The sequence below is a fragment of the Psychromonas sp. MB-3u-54 genome, from assembly GCF_002836415.1.
Classification (GTDB): Bacteria; Pseudomonadota; Gammaproteobacteria; order Enterobacterales; family Psychromonadaceae; genus Psychromonas.
Genome location: NZ_PJBP01000185.1, coordinates 18,233 through 38,932, shown reverse-complemented (window position 1 = coordinate 38,932; position 20,700 = coordinate 18,233). Strand labels below are relative to the sequence as shown.

At 38.1% G+C, this 20,700-nt stretch carries 16 protein-coding genes and 2 pseudogenes; 8 read left to right on the top strand and 10 right to left on the bottom strand.

Annotated elements, in window-relative coordinates; translation table 11 throughout:
* The 7 genes and pseudogenes from CXF72_RS18765 to CXF72_RS18745 form a co-directional block, all read right to left on the bottom strand.
* The gene (locus CXF72_RS18765; RefSeq protein ID WP_101041338.1) at nt 1–609 is read right to left on the bottom strand and encodes an XrtA/PEP-CTERM system exopolysaccharide export protein; all 609 of its coding nucleotides are present in this window, start codon (nt 607–609) and stop codon (nt 1–3) included.
* Between the two features lie 49 nt (nt 610–658).
* Nucleotides 659–2,740: an XrtA/PEP-CTERM system histidine kinase PrsK gene (gene prsK / locus CXF72_RS18760; protein WP_232785030.1), complete on the bottom strand. Its 2,082-nt coding sequence runs from the start codon at nt 2,738–2,740 to the stop codon at nt 659–661.
* A gap of 73 nt (nt 2,741–2,813) precedes the next feature.
* A complete protein-coding gene (wecC, locus tag CXF72_RS18755) occupies nt 2,814–4,064 on the bottom strand; it encodes a UDP-N-acetyl-D-mannosamine dehydrogenase (protein WP_101041313.1) in 1,251 nt (416 codons plus the stop codon).
* A gap of 22 nt (nt 4,065–4,086) precedes the next feature.
* Nucleotides 4,087–5,277: a non-hydrolyzing UDP-N-acetylglucosamine 2-epimerase gene (gene wecB, locus CXF72_RS18750; RefSeq protein WP_198552673.1), complete on the bottom strand. Its 1,191-nt coding sequence runs from the start codon at nt 5,275–5,277 to the stop codon at nt 4,087–4,089.
* Nucleotides 5,278–6,192: 915 nt separating this feature from the next.
* Nucleotides 6,193–6,312 carry a fibronectin type III domain-containing protein gene (locus CXF72_RS20370; protein ID WP_442966053.1) on the bottom strand — a complete coding sequence of 40 codons (120 nt, stop codon included), beginning with the start codon at nt 6,310–6,312 and terminating at the stop codon, nt 6,193–6,195.
* A gap of 96 nt (nt 6,313–6,408) precedes the next feature.
* Nucleotides 6,409–6,603 (bottom strand): annotated as a pseudogene (locus CXF72_RS20365) (PKD domain-containing protein); the annotation flags it as partial.
* 15 nt (nt 6,604–6,618) lie between these two features.
* Entirely contained in the window at nt 6,619–6,864 is a 246-nt protein-coding gene (locus tag CXF72_RS18745) for a hypothetical protein (protein WP_101041311.1), read from the bottom strand.
* Between the two features lie 260 nt (nt 6,865–7,124).
* Here CXF72_RS18745 and CXF72_RS18740 point away from each other — a divergent pair, with 260 nt between their 5' ends.
* A complete protein-coding gene (locus tag CXF72_RS18740; protein WP_101041310.1) occupies nt 7,125–8,249 on the top strand; it encodes a GNAT family N-acetyltransferase in 1,125 nt (374 codons plus the stop codon).
* Between the two features lie 7 nt (nt 8,250–8,256).
* Here CXF72_RS18740 and CXF72_RS18735 read toward each other — a convergent pair whose 3' ends face one another.
* The 3 genes and pseudogenes from CXF72_RS18735 to CXF72_RS20360 form a co-directional block, all read right to left on the bottom strand.
* Nucleotides 8,257–10,263: an alginate lyase family protein gene (locus tag CXF72_RS18735; protein WP_101041309.1), complete on the bottom strand. Its 2,007-nt coding sequence runs from the start codon at nt 10,261–10,263 to the stop codon at nt 8,257–8,259.
* Between the two features lie 8 nt (nt 10,264–10,271).
* Complete coding sequence (locus tag CXF72_RS18730; RefSeq protein WP_101041308.1) at nt 10,272–11,762, bottom strand: exosortase C-terminal domain/associated protein EpsI; 1,491 nt, start codon at nt 11,760–11,762, stop codon at nt 10,272–10,274.
* Nucleotides 11,735–11,955, bottom strand: a pseudogene (locus tag CXF72_RS20360) (hypothetical protein); the annotation flags it as partial. The gene CXF72_RS18730 and the pseudogene CXF72_RS20360, both read right to left, overlap by 28 nt.
* Before the next feature lie 364 nt (nt 11,956–12,319).
* Between CXF72_RS20360 and CXF72_RS18725 the strand changes: the two are divergent.
* Genes CXF72_RS18725 through CXF72_RS18695 form a run of 7 tightly spaced genes read left to right on the top strand, consistent with a single transcriptional unit; the run spans nt 12,320 to nt 20,652 of the window.
* Nucleotides 12,320–13,123, top strand: a complete 804-nt coding sequence (locus CXF72_RS18725; protein WP_101041307.1) for a WecB/TagA/CpsF family glycosyltransferase — start codon at nt 12,320–12,322, stop codon at nt 13,121–13,123.
* Nucleotides 13,124–13,147: 24 nt separating this feature from the next.
* Nucleotides 13,148–14,131 carry a sulfotransferase gene (locus tag CXF72_RS18720; protein ID WP_101041306.1) on the top strand — a complete coding sequence of 328 codons (984 nt, stop codon included), beginning with the start codon at nt 13,148–13,150 and terminating at the stop codon, nt 14,129–14,131.
* A gap of 7 nt (nt 14,132–14,138) precedes the next feature.
* A complete protein-coding gene (locus CXF72_RS18715; RefSeq protein WP_101041305.1) occupies nt 14,139–15,707 on the top strand; it encodes a lipopolysaccharide biosynthesis protein in 1,569 nt (522 codons plus the stop codon).
* Nucleotides 15,694–16,728, top strand: a complete 1,035-nt coding sequence (locus tag CXF72_RS18710; RefSeq protein ID WP_101041304.1) for a polysaccharide deacetylase family protein — start codon at nt 15,694–15,696, stop codon at nt 16,726–16,728. The genes CXF72_RS18715 and CXF72_RS18710 overlap by 14 nt, the downstream gene beginning before the upstream one ends.
* A 9-nt stretch (nt 16,729–16,737) precedes the next feature.
* Nucleotides 16,738–17,949 carry a hypothetical protein gene (locus tag CXF72_RS18705; protein ID WP_101041303.1) on the top strand — a complete coding sequence of 404 codons (1,212 nt, stop codon included), beginning with the start codon at nt 16,738–16,740 and terminating at the stop codon, nt 17,947–17,949.
* A 7-nt stretch (nt 17,950–17,956) separates the two neighbouring features.
* Nucleotides 17,957–19,213, top strand: coding sequence for a glycosyltransferase family 4 protein (locus tag CXF72_RS18700; RefSeq protein WP_101041302.1), 1,257 nt, complete (start codon nt 17,957–17,959; stop codon nt 19,211–19,213).
* Nucleotides 19,210–20,652 (top strand): O-antigen ligase family protein, encoded by a 1,443-nt coding sequence (locus tag CXF72_RS18695; RefSeq protein ID WP_101041301.1) that lies wholly within the window; start codon nt 19,210–19,212, stop codon nt 20,650–20,652. Before CXF72_RS18700 ends, CXF72_RS18695 begins: the two co-directional genes overlap by 4 nt.
* Nucleotides 20,653–20,700 lie beyond the last annotated feature (48 nt).

Here is a 20,700-nt window from a genome sequence, read left to right as displayed (position 1 = left end):
TTAAAATATACTCTCTGGGACAATTATGATATCTGATGGGCTTAACTCGTAATTAGTCGATATATCACCTTTTTTTATAATGCCGTTCATATGTATTGAATAACGTTTAATACCACTATCTGTTTTTCGGTATAAAATGGCACTATCACCCTTAGCAAAAGGGGTTAAACTGCCAGCCTGTAGAAGTAAATCCAGTACTGTCATTCCTTCTCTATAGGGGATAGATAGAGGTGTTTGCACCGCGCCTGTGATCCGTACTCGAGAGAGGAATTCGGCACTCATCGCTGAGGTTACAATAACGGTGACTTCCGGACTGCGGATAAACTTTGTGAGGTCATTGCTCAGCTCAGCCGCTAGCGCCACTGCAGAAAGACCAACCGCTTGGGCATCGCCGACCAATGGAACTGATATTTTTCCATCGGGGCGAACGGTGACGCTTAATGATAATTCTGGGTTTTTCCAAACATTAATAGATAACTGGTCGCCTGCCCCTATTTTGTATTCAGGTGTCGTTATGCTCTCTTTAGAATCAATATGGTGAAGTAGTTCTGTCGAAGAACAACCTGCCAGCATGTAAATTGCCAAAGTCAGTAGTAAAGTTTTTATCATTTTGTCCTCTAAAGTCCATTCACGAACGTTTATCCCTAAGTTAATGATTTTAAGCGTAGTTGATTTCTTTTTTAGTGCCATTCAAAGGTAAGTAAATTGAAAATTTAGTGCCTTTTTTTACTGTACTTTCAATAAAGATCTCTCCTTGTAAAGAATGAATGAGCTCTCTTATCTGATATGCGCCGATTCCCATTCCTTGATCTTGTTTGGTGCTGGAAAAGGGTTTAAATAATTCATCCTTAATAAAAGACTCATCCATACCGCTGCCTGTGTCCTTTACTTCTAACCATAAATCATCATTTTCAGTGGTTAATTTCACTGTAATTGTGCCACTATCATCGGTTGCATCCTGTGCATTTTTAATTAAATGATAAAGTGCCATTTGCAATTTATCTTTGTCAGCCATCACCAGCGCATGATCCCCTTTTACTACGGATAATATTGGTGTTGGGAGACTGGAAGAATTCATTTCTATCGCATTTTCTAGCAGTTTTTCTATATTGATAGATTCAAGCTTGCCATGTGGATCTCCCTGCAATTTCACTAATAATTGATTCATTTTTTCAACGGAGTTACTGATTGTTAATATTACATCATCAACAAATTCAGGTTGATGCTTGAACTTTTCTGCGTTATTAAGCATTAAACCTTGTTGTGCTATAAGATTTTTTATATCGTGGATTGCAAAAGCGGTAATTTTATTAAATAGGTCGAACTGTTGATTTTGAATTAACTTTTCCGATGCCTGATAGCTACTAATATAGCTGCCTATTTGGCGACCCGTCAGTTTCAATATGTCCAAGTCTTCCCAAGTTAAGGTGGTGTTAGCTGATTTTTTACAAAGTACCGCAAAACCAATTAATCCTTGATGAGTATTGAGTGGAATAATTGTCCATGCATCATTCGTATTTATAAACCATTTAGGTAAGTACTTATTATTTTTTTTATCATGAATGCCTGTATTTTTGGGGGTTTGAAAGACCCATTCATCTTTAGTCATCAGTTGTATAAAGTGGCTGTTATTTGCTTCAATTGCCCGTGATGATGGGAGTTCAAGGTTTTTTAATGCAACTGGAGAATAAAACTGTTGCCCTTTAAGCCAAATCCCACCACTACTACAGTTAAATAACGAAGTCATCGTTGCGAGTGCTATTTCATAGCTATTGTTATCGTCTCTTTTCTGTGAAAGTTGGGAATCTAGCTCGATCCATTGTTTTTGATAATCATATTTATTAATAAAGAAATTCTTGCTTATCCAAACAGTGGTGTGTAGACGGAATTTTTCAAGAAATGACAGTGCTACTATGGAAAATATTGACATAACATACAAAAGTATTTTTGAAACCTCTGCCCATTCAACATTGAAAAGGTTAACGACTAAGCCAAGAAGCGCCATAAAGACAAGGAATACTCCAGCTAATATAAAGCTTGTATTGAATATGATAATTGACCGGGATAATTGAAACTTACTCTCTTGTTGTTGTTGAAAAGGATAGATTATAATTGCAAGTGCTAATATTAATGAGGTCGCGCTGTTAATTACGCCTCTGGCATACCACAAGCTGTTGTTTTCACTGACAAAAAGCAATATATTTAAAAAAACGAGCATGTCATAGGCAAGTTGAGTTATTGCAACAAGTGCCACTAGCTTACTAACGCGGCTAGCACGGTCATGCCTGAGCAGTTGTTCCGCGATAACTATACCGGCTAAACAGAGAATTATTTTTATATAGAGCCATAATGTCATCTGCATAAATGACGTTAATGGGTTGTTTAAACTCTGTATTAAGATGGCTAAAATCACGACAATAGTGATATACATTGAAGCAAGCCAATGTGCGGGGAGTCTTTTTTTTTGTGAGTACATTAACAGATTTATTAGGATTAAAGGCCAGCCTATATAGCGCAGTATCTCAATAAGTTGAAATTGGTCACTTGATGGAAACCTGTCAAATGGGTTGTCAGCGAGGGTTATATGCCAGATTGCAGTTAAAATCGCGAAGAGGAAAAAACTCAGCTTTATTTTTAAATTTTTTACCTTAACCAGGGCCGTCAAGGCTAATGTGATTTCAACGCTCGCGGTAAAATAATCAAATATAGTTAGCGTTGGGTAATAATTCGTTATAAGCACTTTTTTTTCCTTGTATCAATACTGTGGATGCATTAAAACGGGCAAGCTACTTTTTAAATAGAGTGGTATAAGGCTAGAATATGCCGCGTGTATCGATGACCACTTTGGTTGCTAAAAGCGTTTTATCTGTTATTTTAAATTCCTGATGATCGACTAATATGACGACGATATTGGCAACTTCGAGGGCGTTTTCTAAGCTTGAAAATTGTACGTTTTCTTTAAGTAAATGCTCTGGTAATGATTTGATATTGGGCTCTACTGCCATTATCTGACCGACCTTTTTATCGGCTAGTTGCTTAACTATCTGTAATGCTGGACTTTCTCGCAGATCGTCAATATCAGCTTTAAAAGCGAGTCCTAAGCATGCAATAACAGGACGCTTAAACTCATCTGCGGCATGCGTTATTTGCTCGATGACATAATGTGGTTTGCGATCATTGGTTAAGCGCGCTTGTTTAATCAGATTTGCTTCTTCGGGGCAGCTGTCGACAATAAACCAGGGATCAACGGCGATACAGTGACCACCGACGCCCGGTCCTGGATTTAAAATATTAACGCGGGGGTGGCGATTGGCCAGTTTGATTAATTCCCATGCATTTATTTTTAATTTATCGCAAATAATAGACAATTCATTTGCAAATGCAATATTGACGTCACGGAATGAATTTTCAGTCAGTTTTGCCATCTCTGCTGTGCGTGTATTGGTGATGATACATTCACCGCGCACAAATGTGCGGTAAAGTGCAACTGCTTTCTCGCTACAGGTTTTACTCATGCCGCCGATGACGCGATCATTAGACACCAATTCCTGTAGAACATAACCCGGCAATACGCGTTCAGGGCAATGTGCGATATTGATGTCTGCGGCATTGCCTTTATCTTGAGGAAATGAGAGATCAGGGCGTGCTTTCGCTAACCAAGTGGCCAGTTTTTCAGTGGTTCCCACTGGGGATGTTGATTCAAGAATAACCAAGTTACCTTTTTCAAGTACTGGCGCTATAGTGTTAGCTGCAGACTCAATATAACTGAGATCGGGTTGGTGGCTATTATCATCGCTATGGATAAAAGGCGTCGGTACGGCAATCATAAATACATCAGCAGGCTCTGCAATAGTCACTGCGCGTAAATTTCCAGTGGAAACAACACTGCGAACGACAATATCGAGATCTGGCTCGACGATATGAATTTTCCCCGCATTAATGAGGTTTACCGCGTTTTGGTTAACTTCAACACCAATCACAGTCATGCCTCGCGAAGCAATAATTGCAGCTGTAGGCAGACCTATATAGCCAAGCCCAACGACGGATACTTTTTCAAAATTCATGACAACTCCCTGTATCTTTTATTTATCCATTAAGATTAACTGCAATAGACTCTGAAGCCGCAGTGACTGCTTCCGTCTTTTGTGTAACAAAATAATGCATGATTCTATTGATTATTTTCTGACAAGACTGACCATCCCCATAGGGATTATGTGCACGACTCATACGGTTATAAGTTATTTCATCCTGCAGTAATTTTTCAACGGCATTGATAATATTATTTTTGTCCGTACCAACCAGTTGAACCGTTCCTGCGGAAATCGCTTCAGGCCGCTCGGTGACATCACGCATCACCAGTACGGGTTTACCTAAACTTGGTGCTTCTTCTTGAATGCCCCCGGAATCGGTTAAAATAAGGTGCGCTTTATCCATTAAATAGACAAAAGGAAGGTAATCTTGCGGCTCTATTAAATGGATATTGTCAAGATTGCATAAAATCCGATTAACCGGTTCACGGACATTGGGGTTTAGATGAACAGGGTAGATTATCTGGACATTTGAATGTCTGCTTGCAATTTCTGCCAGCGCCCCACAAATTCGCTCAAATCCACCACCAAAACTTTCTCTGCGATGACCCGTTACTAAGATGAGTTTTTTATTGGCATCTAATTGGGGGAACATGTCAGCTAATGTGCTTGAAAGTTGTGTGTTATTTTTTAATTTATGGATCACCTGCATTAAGGCATCAATAACGGTATTACCGGTTACTTCAATGTTATCGGCTGAGATCCACTCTCGGAGTAAATTTGCTTTCGCACTTTCGGTTGGCGCAAAATGAAGATGAGTAATGGCGCTGGTAAGTCGGCGATTCCCTTCTTCCGGCCAAGGAGAGTTCAGATCGCCAGTACGTAAACCTGCTTCAACATGGCCAATTGGAATCTGCTGATAAAAGGCGGCTAAACTGGTCGATAATGTCGTTGAGGTATCACCGTGCACCAAGATAAGGTGGGGCTTAAATTCTTTTAAAATGGGTTCAAGCCCTAATAAAATATTAGTGGTTACATCGGATAAAGACTGCCCAGGCTTCATTATATTTAGATCATAGTCGGGGGTGATTGCAAACAGCTCAAGTACCTGATCAAGCATCTCTCTATGTTGTGCTGTAACGCAAACTTTAGCGTCAATACCCGGCTGTTTTTTTAGCGCATCTACAAGTGGAGCCATTTTGATTGCTTCTGGTCGAGTACCAAAGACAGTTAATATTTTAATAGACATAACCATATTTCCGTATGAGCTGTAAATCTAACGATGGGGAAAAATAACCTTAAAGAGGTAACACATTGTCTAACTTAATTTAAAACCACATAAGATATGTTAGTTCAAAAAAAAAATTTAGACGTGTAAGTCTTATATTATTAAAAATTAAAACTACGGCCTGTGAGCGTGGTCATTAGGTTATGCCTGACGCTTCTGCTCATACTATTAAGCAATTTAAAGAAAATGATAATGCAGTGATGGTATTGATAATACGCGATGGTCTATATACCTTGATATACGCATCAAATATTGGTTGTTAAGAGAATGTCTAATACCCTTTTTTATTGGGCTCTTCGAAAACACTCAGGTGAGACGTTTCATGAATTTTCGAAAAAAAGTCGTAATAGCAGAAGGGCATTTAATGAAAGAGGGTTCATCTTTGTATGAGTATTCCTCTAAAATTGTTGGATTAGAGGCTATTTTGTATCGATAGTTGGTCTAATGAAAATAGAGCTATTGACTATATTTGTAATCAGGAAAAGATGATGGGAATCGAGAAAATTAAATATTTAAAATATAGTACGCCTTGTTCTCGCATTCGAATGAAACTCTGAATCCGTATTCTCAAGTGGTTTGGGTATATAAGGTTAGGCTGTGTAATACACCGCCAGATTATGTAGTGAAGGTGCTACTTGAAAGATGAAAGTAGATATTTTTTAAGTAATTTTCCCTTCTAATAAAACAGACTTATTGGGGCGACCTTTTTTAGTAAAAGGATAACCACTCAGAGTGGTTATTGAAATGACATTTGAAATATGCAAAGTATTAAGAGCAGCCTGAAAGCAACAAAAAGAACCTACTCACAGGCTGAGACTCACTGTGTGTCCTCTAAGAACGCTAGTTTTTTAACTATCATTCTTATTATTAGGGGCGCTACAAAATAAGTTTTACTGTCGCGCTTTTCTGACTTTCATCTCCAGCATTGTTAACGGCTGTTATGCAGAAAGAATAACTCATGCCAGAGGACAGATTAGCTATTTTGTATGATGTCAACTTGGGGTTGCTGACTCATTTTTTCATATTTAGTTGAGTTGCTGTTTGCCCATAATAAATTCTGTAGCCCGCTAAATCCGTTAATTCGGAACCATTTTAATTATAAAGTGGGGGACTCCAGCTTAGTATGGCGCGGTGAGCTACATTAGCTGGTAATACAGTTATATTTATTGTGTCTGAATCTTGATTGCCATCGCTATCTGTCGCGATAACTTCAAATGTTAAATTATCGTTTACTGGTGCCGTGAACTCTGCAGATAGCTCATTATTGGTTGCTAGCGTTACCACATAGCCGGATGTTTGCTTTCATTGGCAAGTGACTATAGCGATACTTTTTTCATTAATTTCAGGGGTTAATTCAACAGTTTTACCTGCCTTGACTGTTATATCTGAAGGAAAATTAATACTAAATTCAGTACTGTCAGCACTGTTTGGTGCTAATGTTAAGGTGTCATAGGAAGCTCCACTATTACATGCCGTTAAAAATAACAAACAAAATAATAATAGAGTAAAAGAGCTAACTTTAATGGATAAATTTTTTAAATTTTCCATTGGATTCCTGTTTGTAATTTAAGCGATGTGTCGTTTGTCTTAAATTGATAACAAGTGAAAATTTCATTATGATTGCTTAGGTATTTCTTAATGTTATTTGTTATTTGTTATTTGTTATTTGTTATTTTACTGGTATTTATTTGCTTGATCTTCACTCTGCTAATTTTATTTTTAGAACAGATACTTCTTATTGAATTGATCTCAAAGGTATTTTATTTTTTATCTGTCCAATCTAAATCTTCGACTATAGAAGGGTTAATATGTTAATAAGCAGTGCAGAATCATTTGAAATCAGGGTGATTAAAAATTGGAATGATTTTGCAACGTTAAAAAAAGATTGGCAAAACCTCCTTGTGCAATCTGATGCTGATAATCTGTTTCTGACTTGGGAATGGATGGATTGTTGGCGAATAACACAAGGTGGGTTGATAACACCTTTTATTATAGTGATCCAGGATAGCCAGGGCATTCTAGCTATTGCCCCTTTTTATATACAAGAGTACCGCTTAGCTCACTTACTTACGTACCAGGCATTACGATTTGTTGGCGATAAAGGTTCTGGATCGGAATACTCAAATTTTATTGTTAAAAAAGAAGACAGTATCGCGCTTAAAAGTAGGCTCTGGGAACATCTGCTTAGCCCTGAGGTTAAACCATGCTGGGATTTTATCTGGTTCACTAATGTAGCGGCCTGGACTGAGGGAGGACATACGTTACTGCAATCATTATCAAGCGTTGAGGCGCTTAACTGCAATCAACGTACCGTAGAGTTTGCTCAGATCCCTTTAAGCAAGTATTCTACTGATATATTACCCGAGTTATCCAAAAGTTTACGTGCTGATATTCGCAGGCCTCATCGTCGCTTGGATAAGCTTGGATCCTGGCAAATGCTTACTTGCAAAAGTGATGATGATATCAGTGAACTTCTTGAGCAACTCTTTAGCTTACATAATAAACATTGGTTAAATGCTGGATTAGGTACATTTGAACGACGTCCTGAATTAGCCGATTTTTACCGACTTTTCGCGCCACTGGCTTTAAAAAAAGGCTGGTTGAGGTTGCTTAGACTTGAAAGTCACGGTGAAATTCAAGCGATGCAGCTTGGTTATGTTTATAACAACGAATTTTTAGCCATTCAAGAGGGTTTTAATCCTGATTTTATAGCAGGTGTTGGACAAGTGTTACGTTATTATTCATTCACTAATTGTCAGAAAGAAGGGCTAAGCTGTTATGATTTTTTGGGTGTTTATACTGATCATAAGAGGCGCTGGCTTGCAGATAAAAAGCTGGGTTCTAACATTTTCATCTGGCACCCAAAAATGAAAAACATTCCCTTTAGTATTCGAGAAATTTGGCCGACCGGACGCTATCTCAAACCAATTTAATCTCCAATTAGAACCACTGGATAGATGTTGTGAATTGTTGGCTGGCAACTGTATTTCCGCTGGCGATTAAAGTCGTAATTGCTGTTCGCCGATGGTAGCCGCGGCTAATCCAGCCAAGTGATGCATGATTGGGATCTTGGTGGCACTCACCCCGTACTGCTTCTAAATTTAAGTTATCAGGTAAAGTAATAATCACGTTGAAATTGCCTAAGATGAGACTGCAAATTTGACCGTTAATTTTTATACTTGAACAATATTCCGATAGATGGAAATAAAGCGCAATATCATGGTCGCCTTGTGATTGAATTTGATCTGTTATTTGCAGCTCTTTTTGTTGTGTATTTAGATTTAAACTACGCTGATGAGTGACGGGTGACGCCAGTCGTAAATAGCCATTATGCATGCCAGTGACTATACCTCCTGTATTATTTGGATCCCAAAGGGTACATTGTGCTTGCGCATGTTTTTCCCACATAAATGGACCGGTCATAACCGATTGGTCTAAGCCATCCACCTCGATGGTATTGTGCGCTTGTGTCTTTCTAAAGTGATCTCGCCAATGAGGAAAACTGTAATAATCATAGGTGCCGCTATCGGCTAACAAATCTTTGCCATTAAGACGCATAACGATACTTAATGCATCAGCATGACCATGAGCGGCAATGGACGTATAGCCAAGTTCAGCACAATCAAATAAAACGCTCACCTGATCATTCGTCTTTAGACTACCGGCTTGCAGTAAATAATAGCCAGATTCAGTAAATTTATGTGGTGTTAAAGGCGTAGATTGTAACGAAGGGGCAAGATTTTTATCTATGCCCCGTTGATTGAATAACCAAAATGCGGCTTCACTTGCTTCTTGAGCGTTGATGCGAAATATTTCATTATCGTAAAGATGAGAAGCCAAATCGCAAAGAGCATTGATATCATGAACATGATTACCAAGATCCAATGCATAGCCATCATCTTGGTCACCCAGCATAGGGTAGTCCTCTCCTCCTTGTGCAATGATAGCGATAAATTCAGCGAGTTTATTTAACGTATGTTGGTATTCAGGAGAAAAATCATCATTTTGCCAGTTCGCAATTTGTGATGAAAACAGATAAAGCTGGAAAACAAAAAATTGATAGCTAAAACCGTGCTCTTTGGAGCCGCCATCAGAAAAAGTTTGTGCTTGTATTTCATTTTCTAAAACGGCCTTACTTTTTTGCCGCCATGTTGGTGCATCTTTTAACATTGAAAAATAGCTGGCAGCAATATAAACACCTGCCGCTTCTCCGACTAAATGATTATTCGCAGATGAGCCTTGTGAAAATTTACCACTCACATCTCGACAATGCAGATAGACGCTATGTAATAATCGGTTTTTAAATTCACCGGAAAATAATCCTGAATCGAGAATTAAATCAATTGCCCACACCCAATTAATTATTCTTATCCCCAGTTCAAGCGGATTTTTCCAGTTCATGCCATAACCGTATGGGTTGGCATTCAGCCAGCTGGTCATTTGTGAGATGACACCTTGTGCATATTTTAAGTCACCCGTAACCTGATAAGCGCGTGCTAAAACAACAAACTGATGATGACGATTAGGCTCCCAAACTAACTTGCAGTCGCCATTTTTCTTAATGTCACGATAATTGACCGAGATGATAGCAGCGAGGCTGGTTTGTTGTCCTGTCGCATGATCTTTATGCCAGTTAATAGGTGTTTCTAAATCCAGAGCATGCAAATCAAAATAACTGAGCTTGTGTTGTAAAATTTGATCTGCTTTAGTTAGCAATGCCGGGCGCCATTGACAATTAAATTTTTTAATATCACCCACAAAAACTCGGAATGGCGGAGAAAATGGTGCTAGCTCTTGATAGCCTGCTTGAAATGTAGGCGATGCAATAATGTTCATCTTTACACGGGTATGCTCTAACAGCGCGGCAGATAATGATCTGACACGCCAACTGATTTCTTGTGTTGACATGGTTTTAATACGTTTCACATACCAGAATAAAGATTGCATAGGGCTTCTTATATAGATTTTTGAATATTAATAGGTTGTGCACTAAATGCAGTCACAAAGTCTGTTACTGTTTTTACGGCCTGTTCCTTATCCTCATTATTGTACGCAAATTCGATGGCGATTAGCGTGGCACCGGGCTGGCCTTTTAGTGTCGCTTGAACTTCATACCATTTAGCCAGTTTTTTATCGGTGATATAACGCCCATCTATTAAATACCAATATGCGATTAAGCGGGAGCGCTGGCTATTCCTGTGGAGGGTTAATAAATTTATCTGCTTTAGCATCGATGCGGGAGCTAATTTAATTATCTGTTGTTCGTCTTTAAACCAGCGGCTTTTATCAAATAGACTGTTTTCAATAAAAATCATTTCAGCACCTTGGTATTGCCTAACGTAATTAGCTAAATAAACTTGGATTAATTCTTTTTCCTGTAAAAAATGGGTATATTCCTCACTTGTTGCGCCTTTTGACACTATTTTCCAGTTATGACTGGTCGCACTGCTCGCGCCTACTTTTGTATAATTAGGAATGCTTGGTAATATAAATTTATATTCTGGATCATAGCGAGAAGAAATAATGAATGTGCCTGCAGAAAAACAGATCACAATTGTAACTACTGAGAATAGATAAGTAATATTTGAATTTTGCTGTTTCTTTGGTGCGCTTTGATGGTTGCTTTTAGCGGCTACTTGCTCTCCAAAATAGATATTGCCGATAAATATAAGCGGCATAAAACAAGCAGCAAAAACGAACCAGCCGAAGGTTAAATGGTCTTGCACGATAAAGTGCTGCATTGCGGTTTGGCTACCGACAATAATAATCACTGTGATACGAATCCAATTGGCGATGATAGCAACAAGCACCGCTAAAATGAAAAATAAGGCCGCTGATTTACGCGAAAGATGATTGATTTGTGCAACAAAAACAGCATACAAGGCTGAAGCCAGAAAAAAACCTAGCCCAGAACATGACTCTTCAACTATAAAAGTGCCCCCCGGTGTCAGCAGATAATATCCCTCTCTCATTATTTCAAAACCAAGTAAGTCTACAGTGTTAAAACTTACCCAGGTTGAGATGTCCCGCAAAGGTATTTGTAATACATCCCAGACAGGCAGGAGCAAAAAGATCATCAAGAGAGGAAGGAATAAAGTGGTAATGATTTTAAGACCATAAAGGGAAAGTAATAAAGCCACTATGACAAGAAATAAGCCGAGTATCTGTAATTGCGCGATACTAGCAAGGTTTGCTACCAGCAGTAGCAGGCTAGCCGCACATAAGGGCAGCAGATTTAGAAAACGGCTGCGGGAGAAAGCAAACTCCTCTTTTTTTATCCAAAAAACATATAAAGCAAGGCCAAAACCTAATAAACCATGATTATAAGGGCCTGCACTTAACCACTCATCAAGCAGATCAAAAACAACAGATGAATTAGCCGCTATAACAAGAGAAAAATTAAAAAGAAAAAAGAGTGTTAAGTTTCTTCTATTTTGTAACCACATTTCATATCCCTAATATATATTCTGGTTCTGTCCAAGCGGACACCTGCGATTAAATCACTAAGTGTTGTACGAAGTCGCTGATGTTTGTAATAACGGATATATGATTCAACATCCATCGTTATCGTTTAATGCGTTAAATGAACAATATTTAATAACCATTCATTCTTAAACTGCCAAAAAGCCGTTCTACCAGCACTCAATGGATGTAACTATTTATTCTTTTGTGCATTCAATAATTAAAAAATAAGGTGAAAAACATATCTTCTAAAAAAGCTGACAAACAGAATGGGAGATTAAAATGCATTAGCTTTATTAGTCTCTTAAATGAATAACTTAAATGAATATGACATTAAAGAGTGATGTTTTTTATTTATTGCTTAGACATCTGTGGCAAGTATAGTTGCAGCTATTTTTATGACAACTATTTGATGCCAATGTAAAGGGCTGTTTATAAGTGATAAGTCTCAGGGGCAGAAATTATAATTTGGTCTATTCTAATTATGTTCTTATGGTTTAGTTTCTTATTTAACAACATTTTAGATTATGTGAGGTAGCTTATGTCAGCGTCACAAAATATTAGGGATTTCTCCTCGCTTTCTACATTGGAAGTAACGCAAAGGGATGTCTGTTTATTTGGTATTAAAGTTCACATACTCACCTCATCGCAAGCCCTCGATCATATTGATAGCGCGATAAAAAACAAAAAATCCTTACATATCGGTATGTTAAATGCGGCCAAAATTGTCAATATGAAGCGCAATCCCAAGCTTGGCAAAGATGTCCGTAGTTCAAATATGATCCTTGCTGACGGCAGTTCTGTTGTCATGGCAAGTAAAATTTTAAGAAAAACCTTACCTGAACGTATTACCGGAATTGATTTAATGCATGGAATATTGAGCCGCGGCAACAAAGAAGGCTACCGTGTATTTTGTCTTGGTGCTACTCCTGAAATATCGGCTAGAACCGAGGCGGAAATTCGTAAGCAATATCCTGGTGTCGTCATTGCAGGCACTCAACACGGTTATTTTAGTGACAGGGAAGAAGCTGCTGTCGCCCAACAAATTACTGATTCCGATGCTGATGTTTTATTTGTTGCCATCACTTCCCCCAAAAAAGAGCAATTTATGGCGCGCTGGAACAAAACGATGCGTGTACCTGTTGTGCATGGCGTCGGCGGTTCATTCGATGTATTAGCAGGAAAAGTACAGCGTGCGCCACTATCGTGGCAAAAATATGGCATGGAATGGCTGTATCGGGTGGTACAAGAGCCTGGGCGCTTATGGAAACGCTATCTGGTCACCAATACTTTATTCTTAGGCATGTTGGTCAAAGAAATTTTTCTGCCTAGCAAACCTCTCTAGTCAATAAAATTAAGCCGTTAAATTATGAGTAATAAAAAACAACAGTTAATTTATTTAGCCGCCGCTAGCCATTCAGGCTCAACCATGACTGCGATGTTATTGGGTGCCCACCCTGATTTATGCAGTGTTGGGGAATTAAAAGCGGTTAATTTAGGTGATAAAGAGAGTTATTTATGTTCATGTAAAACGCTAGTTGGAAAATGTAGCTTCTGGCAAGGGCTTAGTGAAAAAATGGCCCAAAGAGGGCAGGATTTTTCTATATCTGCAGCAGGTATGGATATGCGTACTGGTGCAACTCCCTATATATTAAAGCTGCTTAAGCCGTTAGTGCGGGCACCATTTGTTGAATTTCTTCGAGATTGTTTACTGTCACTTTCACCCACCTGGCGCAAGCAATTGCCGATATTACAAAAACGTAATGCAGATTACGTCAGTGCAATCGCAGAACAAGCAGGTGTTAAGGCTGTTGTTGATTCTTCTAAAATTGGTATTCGCCTTAAATATTTACTAAAAAATAAAGATCTCGATATCAAAGTGATCTGGGTAGTGAGAGATGGTCGTGGCGTATCGTTAGCCTATAAAAACCCTTCTGAATATGCAGATGCCAAAGATCCTAAGCTTCGTGGTGGTGGGGCAGGTAAATCAATGGAGCAAGGAAGGAGTATTGAAATTGGCGCTCGAGAATGGGGGCGCTCCAACCAAGAAACCCAAGCCATATTAGCCACTATGCTCAAAGAAAAGTGGATGCAGGTTCACTACGAAGATATTTGTAACAATACCGAGCAAACATTAGATAGTATTTTTGAATTTATTGGTGTTGATCCTACAAAAAAATGTTTTTTTTTTAAAACGGTTGAGCACCATGTGGTCGGTAATGGTATGCGTTTGGATAATAGTGAAATAATTAAGTTAGATGACAGGTGGAAAAGTGAACTTTCAGAGCAAGAGTTAGCAACATTTAATTCTATAGCGGGTCATTACAATAGATATTTAGGCTATAACGGGTAGTGTTTTAATGGAAACGGAAAAATCAAAGTCGATACCAGAGGATTTTACCGGTAAAAGCAGGATTTTATGGAATACTTTAATAAGCTGGTCAAGCCACTTAGTCTTAGTGGTTTCAGGCTTTATTATGCCAAGATTAGTTGATCAATTTATTGGTTCTGTACAGTTGGGGATATGGGATTTTTGCTGGACATTTGTAAATTATCTAGTGTTGGTTGGTTTAGGTGTCGGATCAGATTCAAATAGGTTTATATCTAAGGCTCGTGCTGAAAATAATCAACATAAGTTGAACAATATTTTTAATACGGTTATATGCATTCAATTTTTTGTGTGCATATTGATTGTGCTTGGTACGTTAGCGGTAATAACGAGCTTCTCGACACTGTTTGCTGAGAGATTAGGGGAGCATGTTGAATTGACTCAATATGTCATGTTGTTTCTAGGGCTGAGCCTTGCTTTTAATAACTTATTTTCTGCATCCCGAGGTATCTTAACTGGATTTCATAGATGGGATTTACATAATGGAATAACTGCAGCTGAAAGCTTTGTCACTTTATCTTTGATGTTAACCATGTTGCTCTCAGGGTATGGTCTTGTAGGTATGGCTTTCGCTTATTTTGTCAGTAATGCATTGTCAGATGTCATACGTGCAGTTGTGACATATAAATTATGTCAACCATTGAAATTAAATCTGAAGTCTGCATCTTTTAGCACGGCTAAAGAACTTCTGGGTTATGGGGTCAAATGCAAGTTTGCTACATTACCTCCAATCTTTTTGTTGCAGTCAATCAATCTTATGATCGTAGGAGCTATGGGACCTGCTGCATTAGCAATTTTTGCACGACCGTTGGCCTTAACACGGCATATTCGTGTGTTTATATCTAAGTTTACTATGATATTGACCCCTTCCGTGGGAGCGATGTTAGATCCGAGTCAACGAGGAGAATTAAAACAATTCTATTTAATAACAACCAAGCTAAGCTTTGCTTTTACGCTGCCTCTTGTTATTACATTGTTGATATCAGGAGATCTGATTCTTTTATTGTGGATGGGGCCTGATTATGTCAATCAAATGTTGGTATCAATATTAGCCTTGGGAGTTTTATTGCCTGTTTCTCAAGATTGCTCATTGCGGATTCTGATGGGGATGAATAAACACGGTAAGATATCGATTTATCTTTTTTTGGTTATAGTGATGGCTTTTTCATGTTTCTATATTTATTCGTTAAGTAATGAGTTAACTCTTATTTCGGCAGCTATAGGTCTAACAGTACCAATGAATCTAAGTTACGGTGTGATGATGCCTATTTACACATGTAAAAAATTAGAATTACCTCTTTTTCAGTATGTAGCTTTTGCAATATTGAAACCAATCATTGCAGTGACTCCATTTACAGGGTTAATTCTCTTAGCTCGTCACAGCTATGATCAATATAATTTTGGATTCAGCTTGTTTTTTTTGCTGTTGGCTGTGCTCTCTCTCATTGTTAGCTATAGTCTTGTGATACTGACTAGGTCACAAAGAAATAAAATATTAGGGAAAATATTTAAAAAGAGAATTAATAATGGCATTTTTTAAAAAAGGTTATAACTATTTATTTAAAAAACTTTTTCTACTGGGCTTAGGTAGACTAGTACGGCGACTATTTCAGCATAAAATTACAATTGTTTCAATGCATGGGGTAATGTTTGATCATGAAAATGTTTTGTGGCAGCCACTAAGAGAACAGCTAAAACCTGAAGTTTTGGAACGGACGATCCGGATACTATCAGAGCATTACACCTTTATTTCATTGGGACATGCTAAAAATATATTGAGTGGTGTTTTACCCAGTGTTAAAAATGGTTTGGTTTTTACCCTGGATGATGGTTACTGGAATAATCTAACCTATGCTGGAGAGGTGTTTAATAAGTATGATATTAAACCCACCATTTTTATATCGACAAAAAATATCGATCAATGTAGCCCATTTTGGTTTGATCGCCTAGATTATGCTTTGCAGCAATTAACTGAAGATCGTTTCTTCATATTATTCGGCTCTGAAAAATTTACTTTCAACACCTCCAGTCGAGCAAAACTGAAACAATCGTATGCAAAATTTAGATCTAAATGCAAAGCCTTTTATTTAACTGACATAGAAATGCGCGATGCTTTAGATCGTATTTCAAGTCAGATCGAAACTGAAACAAGTAAGGCACTGACTGACATTATAAAGGTAGATGATTGGACTCGGCTTGCAAGTTGGTCGGAGTTAATTGAGGTATCAAATAGTGATAAATTTGATGTAGGGAGCCATACAGTTGATCACATTAGGATTGCATTAACAGATCATATTACAGCTCGCGAGCAGTTGGTGGCTTCAAAAGAAAAAATCGAGTTACACTTAGATAAAGCATGTAAATATTTTTGTTACCCCAACGGTAATGTTGATGATGTTGTCTCAAAGATGGTTGCAGATGCTGGCTATGAGTTGGCTGTGACAACGAAGAAAGGGCTGAACTCCCCAGGAGATGACATGATGAAACTGAGGCGTTTTAGTATTCCGATACAAGAAAAAAGTAATGATGTTTTATATGCGATTAGTCCACTACGGATTTAACGAGACGTTATGCGAGTTAAAATAAGAAAATACCCTTACCCCTATCAAGCTATGCTTACTATCTGTAGCGATTTAGATGAAACGCCGAATAAAGATATTTATTTTGAAACAGCACGCTATTTAAATACCACGAAAGAGACCTTGCTTGGAAAAGGTGTTGGCCTAGAAGTTGGCAATACGATCTTTTTTGATATGCCTGCACATAACTTCTCCTATACCAATACCGATAATGACGGTCGTGAAAAGATACATAAATTAATTCAATCTGGACATATCGATTGCTTGCATTCCTTTGGTGATTTTGTCATTAGCCGAGAAAAAATTGAAAAATATTGGTCTGTGATACGCCAAGGCGAAAGAAAAATAGAGGTGTGGGTCGATCACGGCCAAGCTGCCACTAATTTAGATAATGATATTATGCAGGGCCAAGGTGCAGAAATTGGTGCAGCAGCTTATCATACTGATTTAACGGTACAGTCAGGTGGATTGCCTTTTATATGGAAAGGGCGTGTAAGCAGTTGTGTGGCTCAGAATGCCAAACGTAGTTATGCTAGTATTTTTAACCGAAAACAGTTTAAAGCATCGAGCAAAACTATACTGTTGGAATTTATTAAAGGATGGCTAGCGCGGTTAGGTAATCAAAAATATGCTATGCATAGCGCGAATAAAGTATTAAGAAAAACGATGCTGACAGATGGCTCACCTGTTTTAGAGTTTATGCGTTGCAACCCCTCCTGGGGTGGTGTATCAATTTTCGATTCTGCCCGAGGTATCCATAATGTGTTAACCCCTGCAGTATTAAATACATTAGTGAAAAATCAAGGTTGCAGTATATTTTATAGTCATCTTGGTAAAGTATTTTCAGAGCGGGAACCTTTTTCAGAGCAAACCAGGCAAGCGTTTGAATTATTAGCCAGCTATCAACAAAAAAAGCAAATTTTAGTAACCACAACGCGCCGTTTGTTAGGGTATAACCGCACCGTAGAGGAACTTGGTTTTGTGGTGAAATTGCAAGGAGGTGAAACACAGATTCATTTCACAACTGCTTACTGTGGTGAAGATCTTCATGGGCTTACTTGGTATGTAGACAAACCAGAGAAAACCAGTTTGTATGTTAATGGTGAAAAGTACCTAAACCTACAAATTAATCAACCTGATCAAACAAACCGTAGCAGTGTGTCAATTGCTTGGTTACCGTTAAATTATCCTGACCAATTGTGATAAACCTATGAAAAATAAAAATAACACCGCTACACCAGTTCAGCACATTTACCGCTGGATACTGCGAAGCGTATTAACTATTTATTACTGCTTGTTGACACTATCTAAAGTAATGCCTCAAAAGAAAGTGCCTGCACAGGTAAGAGTTTTGGTCACTGGTACATTTTATTCCGATCATTGGTTAATCACTCACTTAAAACCAATGGCGAATGCAAATAATTGCGCTAAGCTTATCATGGTTTCCGCTACGCCAGTGCCGGCAATGAATAATGTTCAAGGGGCTTATGCTCCGTGGTGGTTGCAAAAAATAGCAGGGCAAGTCGGTGCGCGGTTACTGTTTTTTTCATGGTTAGTCGTAAAAGAAAGACCAGATGTACTTGTTGGTTTTCATCTGTTGGTTAATGGTCTTATCGTGGTTTTGCTGGCGCGTTTGATTGGCGCTAAATCCGTATATATTTGTGGCGGTGGGCCTAGAGAAGTCCAAGGTGGTGGTATTAAAACGGAAAGTCGCATTTTTAATCGTATTGGCCAAACAGACTTATTTATTGAAAAGCTGCTATTAAAATCGGTTGACGTTATGAGTGTGGTGGTGACTATGGGTACATCTGCTGTTGAATATTTTAAAGCAAAAGGCATCACTGCGCCATGTGAGATAGTACCTGGCGGATTTGATAACGATATTTTTTGTCCAGATGTTAATGTTGAAAAAAAATATGATTTAATATTGATTGGTCGTTTATCTGAAGTGAAACGTGTTGATCGTTTTTTACATGCAATTAAGTTAGCTAAAGTATCTAAGCCAGATATTAGTGCCGTAATCATTGGTGATGGACCAAATAAACTACAATTAGAAAAGTTAGCTCAAGAGTTAGGATTATCAGAGCAGGTTGTCTTTACCGGGTGGCAAAGCAATGTAGATTTCTGGATAAAGCAATCGCGTTGCTTTGTTTTAACCTCAGACTCAGAAGGGCTATCGCAAGCATTAATTCAGGCGATGATGTCAGGGTTGCCTGCAATAACTTCAGATGTAGGCGATTTAGGGGATATTCTAAAAAATGATATTAATGGTTATTTAATCGAAGAACTCACTCAAGAGGAATTTGCCCGCGCTTTTGTCGCAATGTTTGCTGCACCTCTGCAGTATTCCACGTTTACAGCGAATGCATTAAGTGCAACAAACGCATTTACAGTGCCTTCAGTAACGGAGCAGTGGCAGAGTATTAATTATTCCTTTAATTTAAAAAAATCAAAGAGCTCACATTGATTCGTCTTACTATACTAACATTGTTAATCGCCTATCTATCTGTCTATGCTTGGAAAGATTGGTTTCGTGCAGCTTGCTGGCTGGTTTTGCTGATGGCTGTTTTTGAACACCCCGATATGCCTAAATCTATTGCGGACGTGCCAGGGTTGAATCATTGGAATTTTTTGTTTGTTAACGTTTTTTGCTCATGGTTAGTTAATCGGAAAAAAGAAAAGTTAACTTGGGATATGCCAAAGCACCTCAATTTATTGTTGTTTTTATATGGTTTCATTATTTTAACCAGTGTTATCCGTTATCTATTCGACCATAGCGGTGTGGACGAGTTAATTCAAACCTTTGGTGGTTCAGCCACTTCAGAGATAAGTGCAATTAATGAGTATCTTATAAATTGTTTTAAATGGGTGATTCCTGCAATGATTATTTTTGATGGTTGCCGTAATCGTAAGCAATATAATTATGCAATTGTAATGCTAGCTTTAATGTTCGTACTCTTGGCATTGCAGGTTATAAAAGCTATGAAATTAGGTGCGTTAACCATGGGTGGAGATGAATTACAACATAAAGCACTTAAAGTCTTGTCTGGAAATGTAGGCTTTCACCGTGTTAACTTATCAATGATGATGAGTGGTGCTTTTTGGGCTATCTTTTGTTTAAAAGAGCTTGTAAGTACTAAGCTTTATTGGTTTTTCATTGTACCAGCATGTATGTTTACTTTTCTTGCAATGGCATTAACAGGAGGCCGAACTGGCTATGCAACATGGGCTATATTAGGCTTTGTTTTTTGTGTTTTTAAATGGCGAAAGTATTTATTATTAATTCCATTTTTACTTATGGGTATATTTACATTTGCCCCCTCAGCAGTAGATCGTTTTACTCAGGGAATATCACCTGAAGACTCAATTGGAAGACAAGAAATAAAAAACCAAGACATTGAATTCGCATCAAATGAGATTGATCTCGATTCTGTGACTTCTGGTCGTGTTATTGCGTGGCCACTCGTATGGGAGTCGATAATTAAAGCACCATTCTTTGGTTATGGACGTGAAGCAATGAAAAACATAGGTTTAACACAGAAAATATTTACAGAGAGTGGTGGAAGTGAAGGGTTTACTCATCCCCACAACTCTTATTTACAATGGTTGCAAGATAATGGTTTTGTAGGTGGAATTCCTGTTTTTATTTTTTATTTCTTAATTATCAAATATTCTTGGGGTTTATTTAGAGATGGAAAATATAGTATTTATGTTGTAACAGGGGGAATATCTCTTGCGCTGGTTTCTGCTTTTTTAATTGCAGGTATTGGTAGTCAAAACTTCTATCCTCGGGAGGGGGCTGTCGGAATGTGGGTAGCTATAGGTTTAATGTTACGGGTACATGTTGAACGTATGAAAACAGAGCAAAGAAAGGAAAGTGAGTTAATGAAACTTTCTGAGGAATGATTTTTACCTATGATTTTGATAATTATTTGGTGTTAATTTTGTGTTGTA

What these genes read in the sequence shown, in the direction of transcription:
- CXF72_RS18765 (WP_101041338.1), bottom strand. Translation starts at nt 609, where the DNA reads ATGATAAAAACTTTACTACTGACTTTGGCAATTTACATGCTGGCAGGT.
- wecC (WP_101041313.1), bottom strand. Translation starts at nt 4,064, where the DNA reads ATGAATTTTGAAAAAGTATCCGTCGTTGGGCTTGGCTATATAGGTCTG.
- wecB (WP_198552673.1), bottom strand. Translation starts at nt 5,277, where the DNA reads ATGTCTATTAAAATATTAACTGTCTTTGGTACTCGACCAGAAGCAATC.
- CXF72_RS18745 (WP_101041311.1), bottom strand. Translation starts at nt 6,864, where the DNA reads ATGGAAAATTTAAAAAATTTATCCATTAAAGTTAGCTCTTTTACTCTA.
- CXF72_RS18740 (WP_101041310.1), top strand. Translation starts at nt 7,125, where the DNA reads ATGTTAATAAGCAGTGCAGAATCATTTGAAATCAGGGTGATTAAAAAT.
- CXF72_RS18735 (WP_101041309.1), bottom strand. Translation starts at nt 10,263, where the DNA reads ATGCAATCTTTATTCTGGTATGTGAAACGTATTAAAACCATGTCAACA.
- CXF72_RS18730 (WP_101041308.1), bottom strand. Translation starts at nt 11,762, where the DNA reads ATGTGGTTACAAAATAGAAGAAACTTAACACTCTTTTTTCTTTTTAAT.
- CXF72_RS18725 (WP_101041307.1), top strand. Translation starts at nt 12,320, where the DNA reads ATGTCAGCGTCACAAAATATTAGGGATTTCTCCTCGCTTTCTACATTG.
- CXF72_RS18720 (WP_101041306.1), top strand. Translation starts at nt 13,148, where the DNA reads ATGAGTAATAAAAAACAACAGTTAATTTATTTAGCCGCCGCTAGCCAT.
- CXF72_RS18715 (WP_101041305.1), top strand. Translation starts at nt 14,139, where the DNA reads ATGGAAACGGAAAAATCAAAGTCGATACCAGAGGATTTTACCGGTAAA.
- CXF72_RS18710 (WP_101041304.1), top strand. Translation starts at nt 15,694, where the DNA reads ATGGCATTTTTTAAAAAAGGTTATAACTATTTATTTAAAAAACTTTTT.
- CXF72_RS18705 (WP_101041303.1), top strand. Translation starts at nt 16,738, where the DNA reads ATGCGAGTTAAAATAAGAAAATACCCTTACCCCTATCAAGCTATGCTT.
- CXF72_RS18700 (WP_101041302.1), top strand. Translation starts at nt 17,957, where the DNA reads ATGAAAAATAAAAATAACACCGCTACACCAGTTCAGCACATTTACCGC.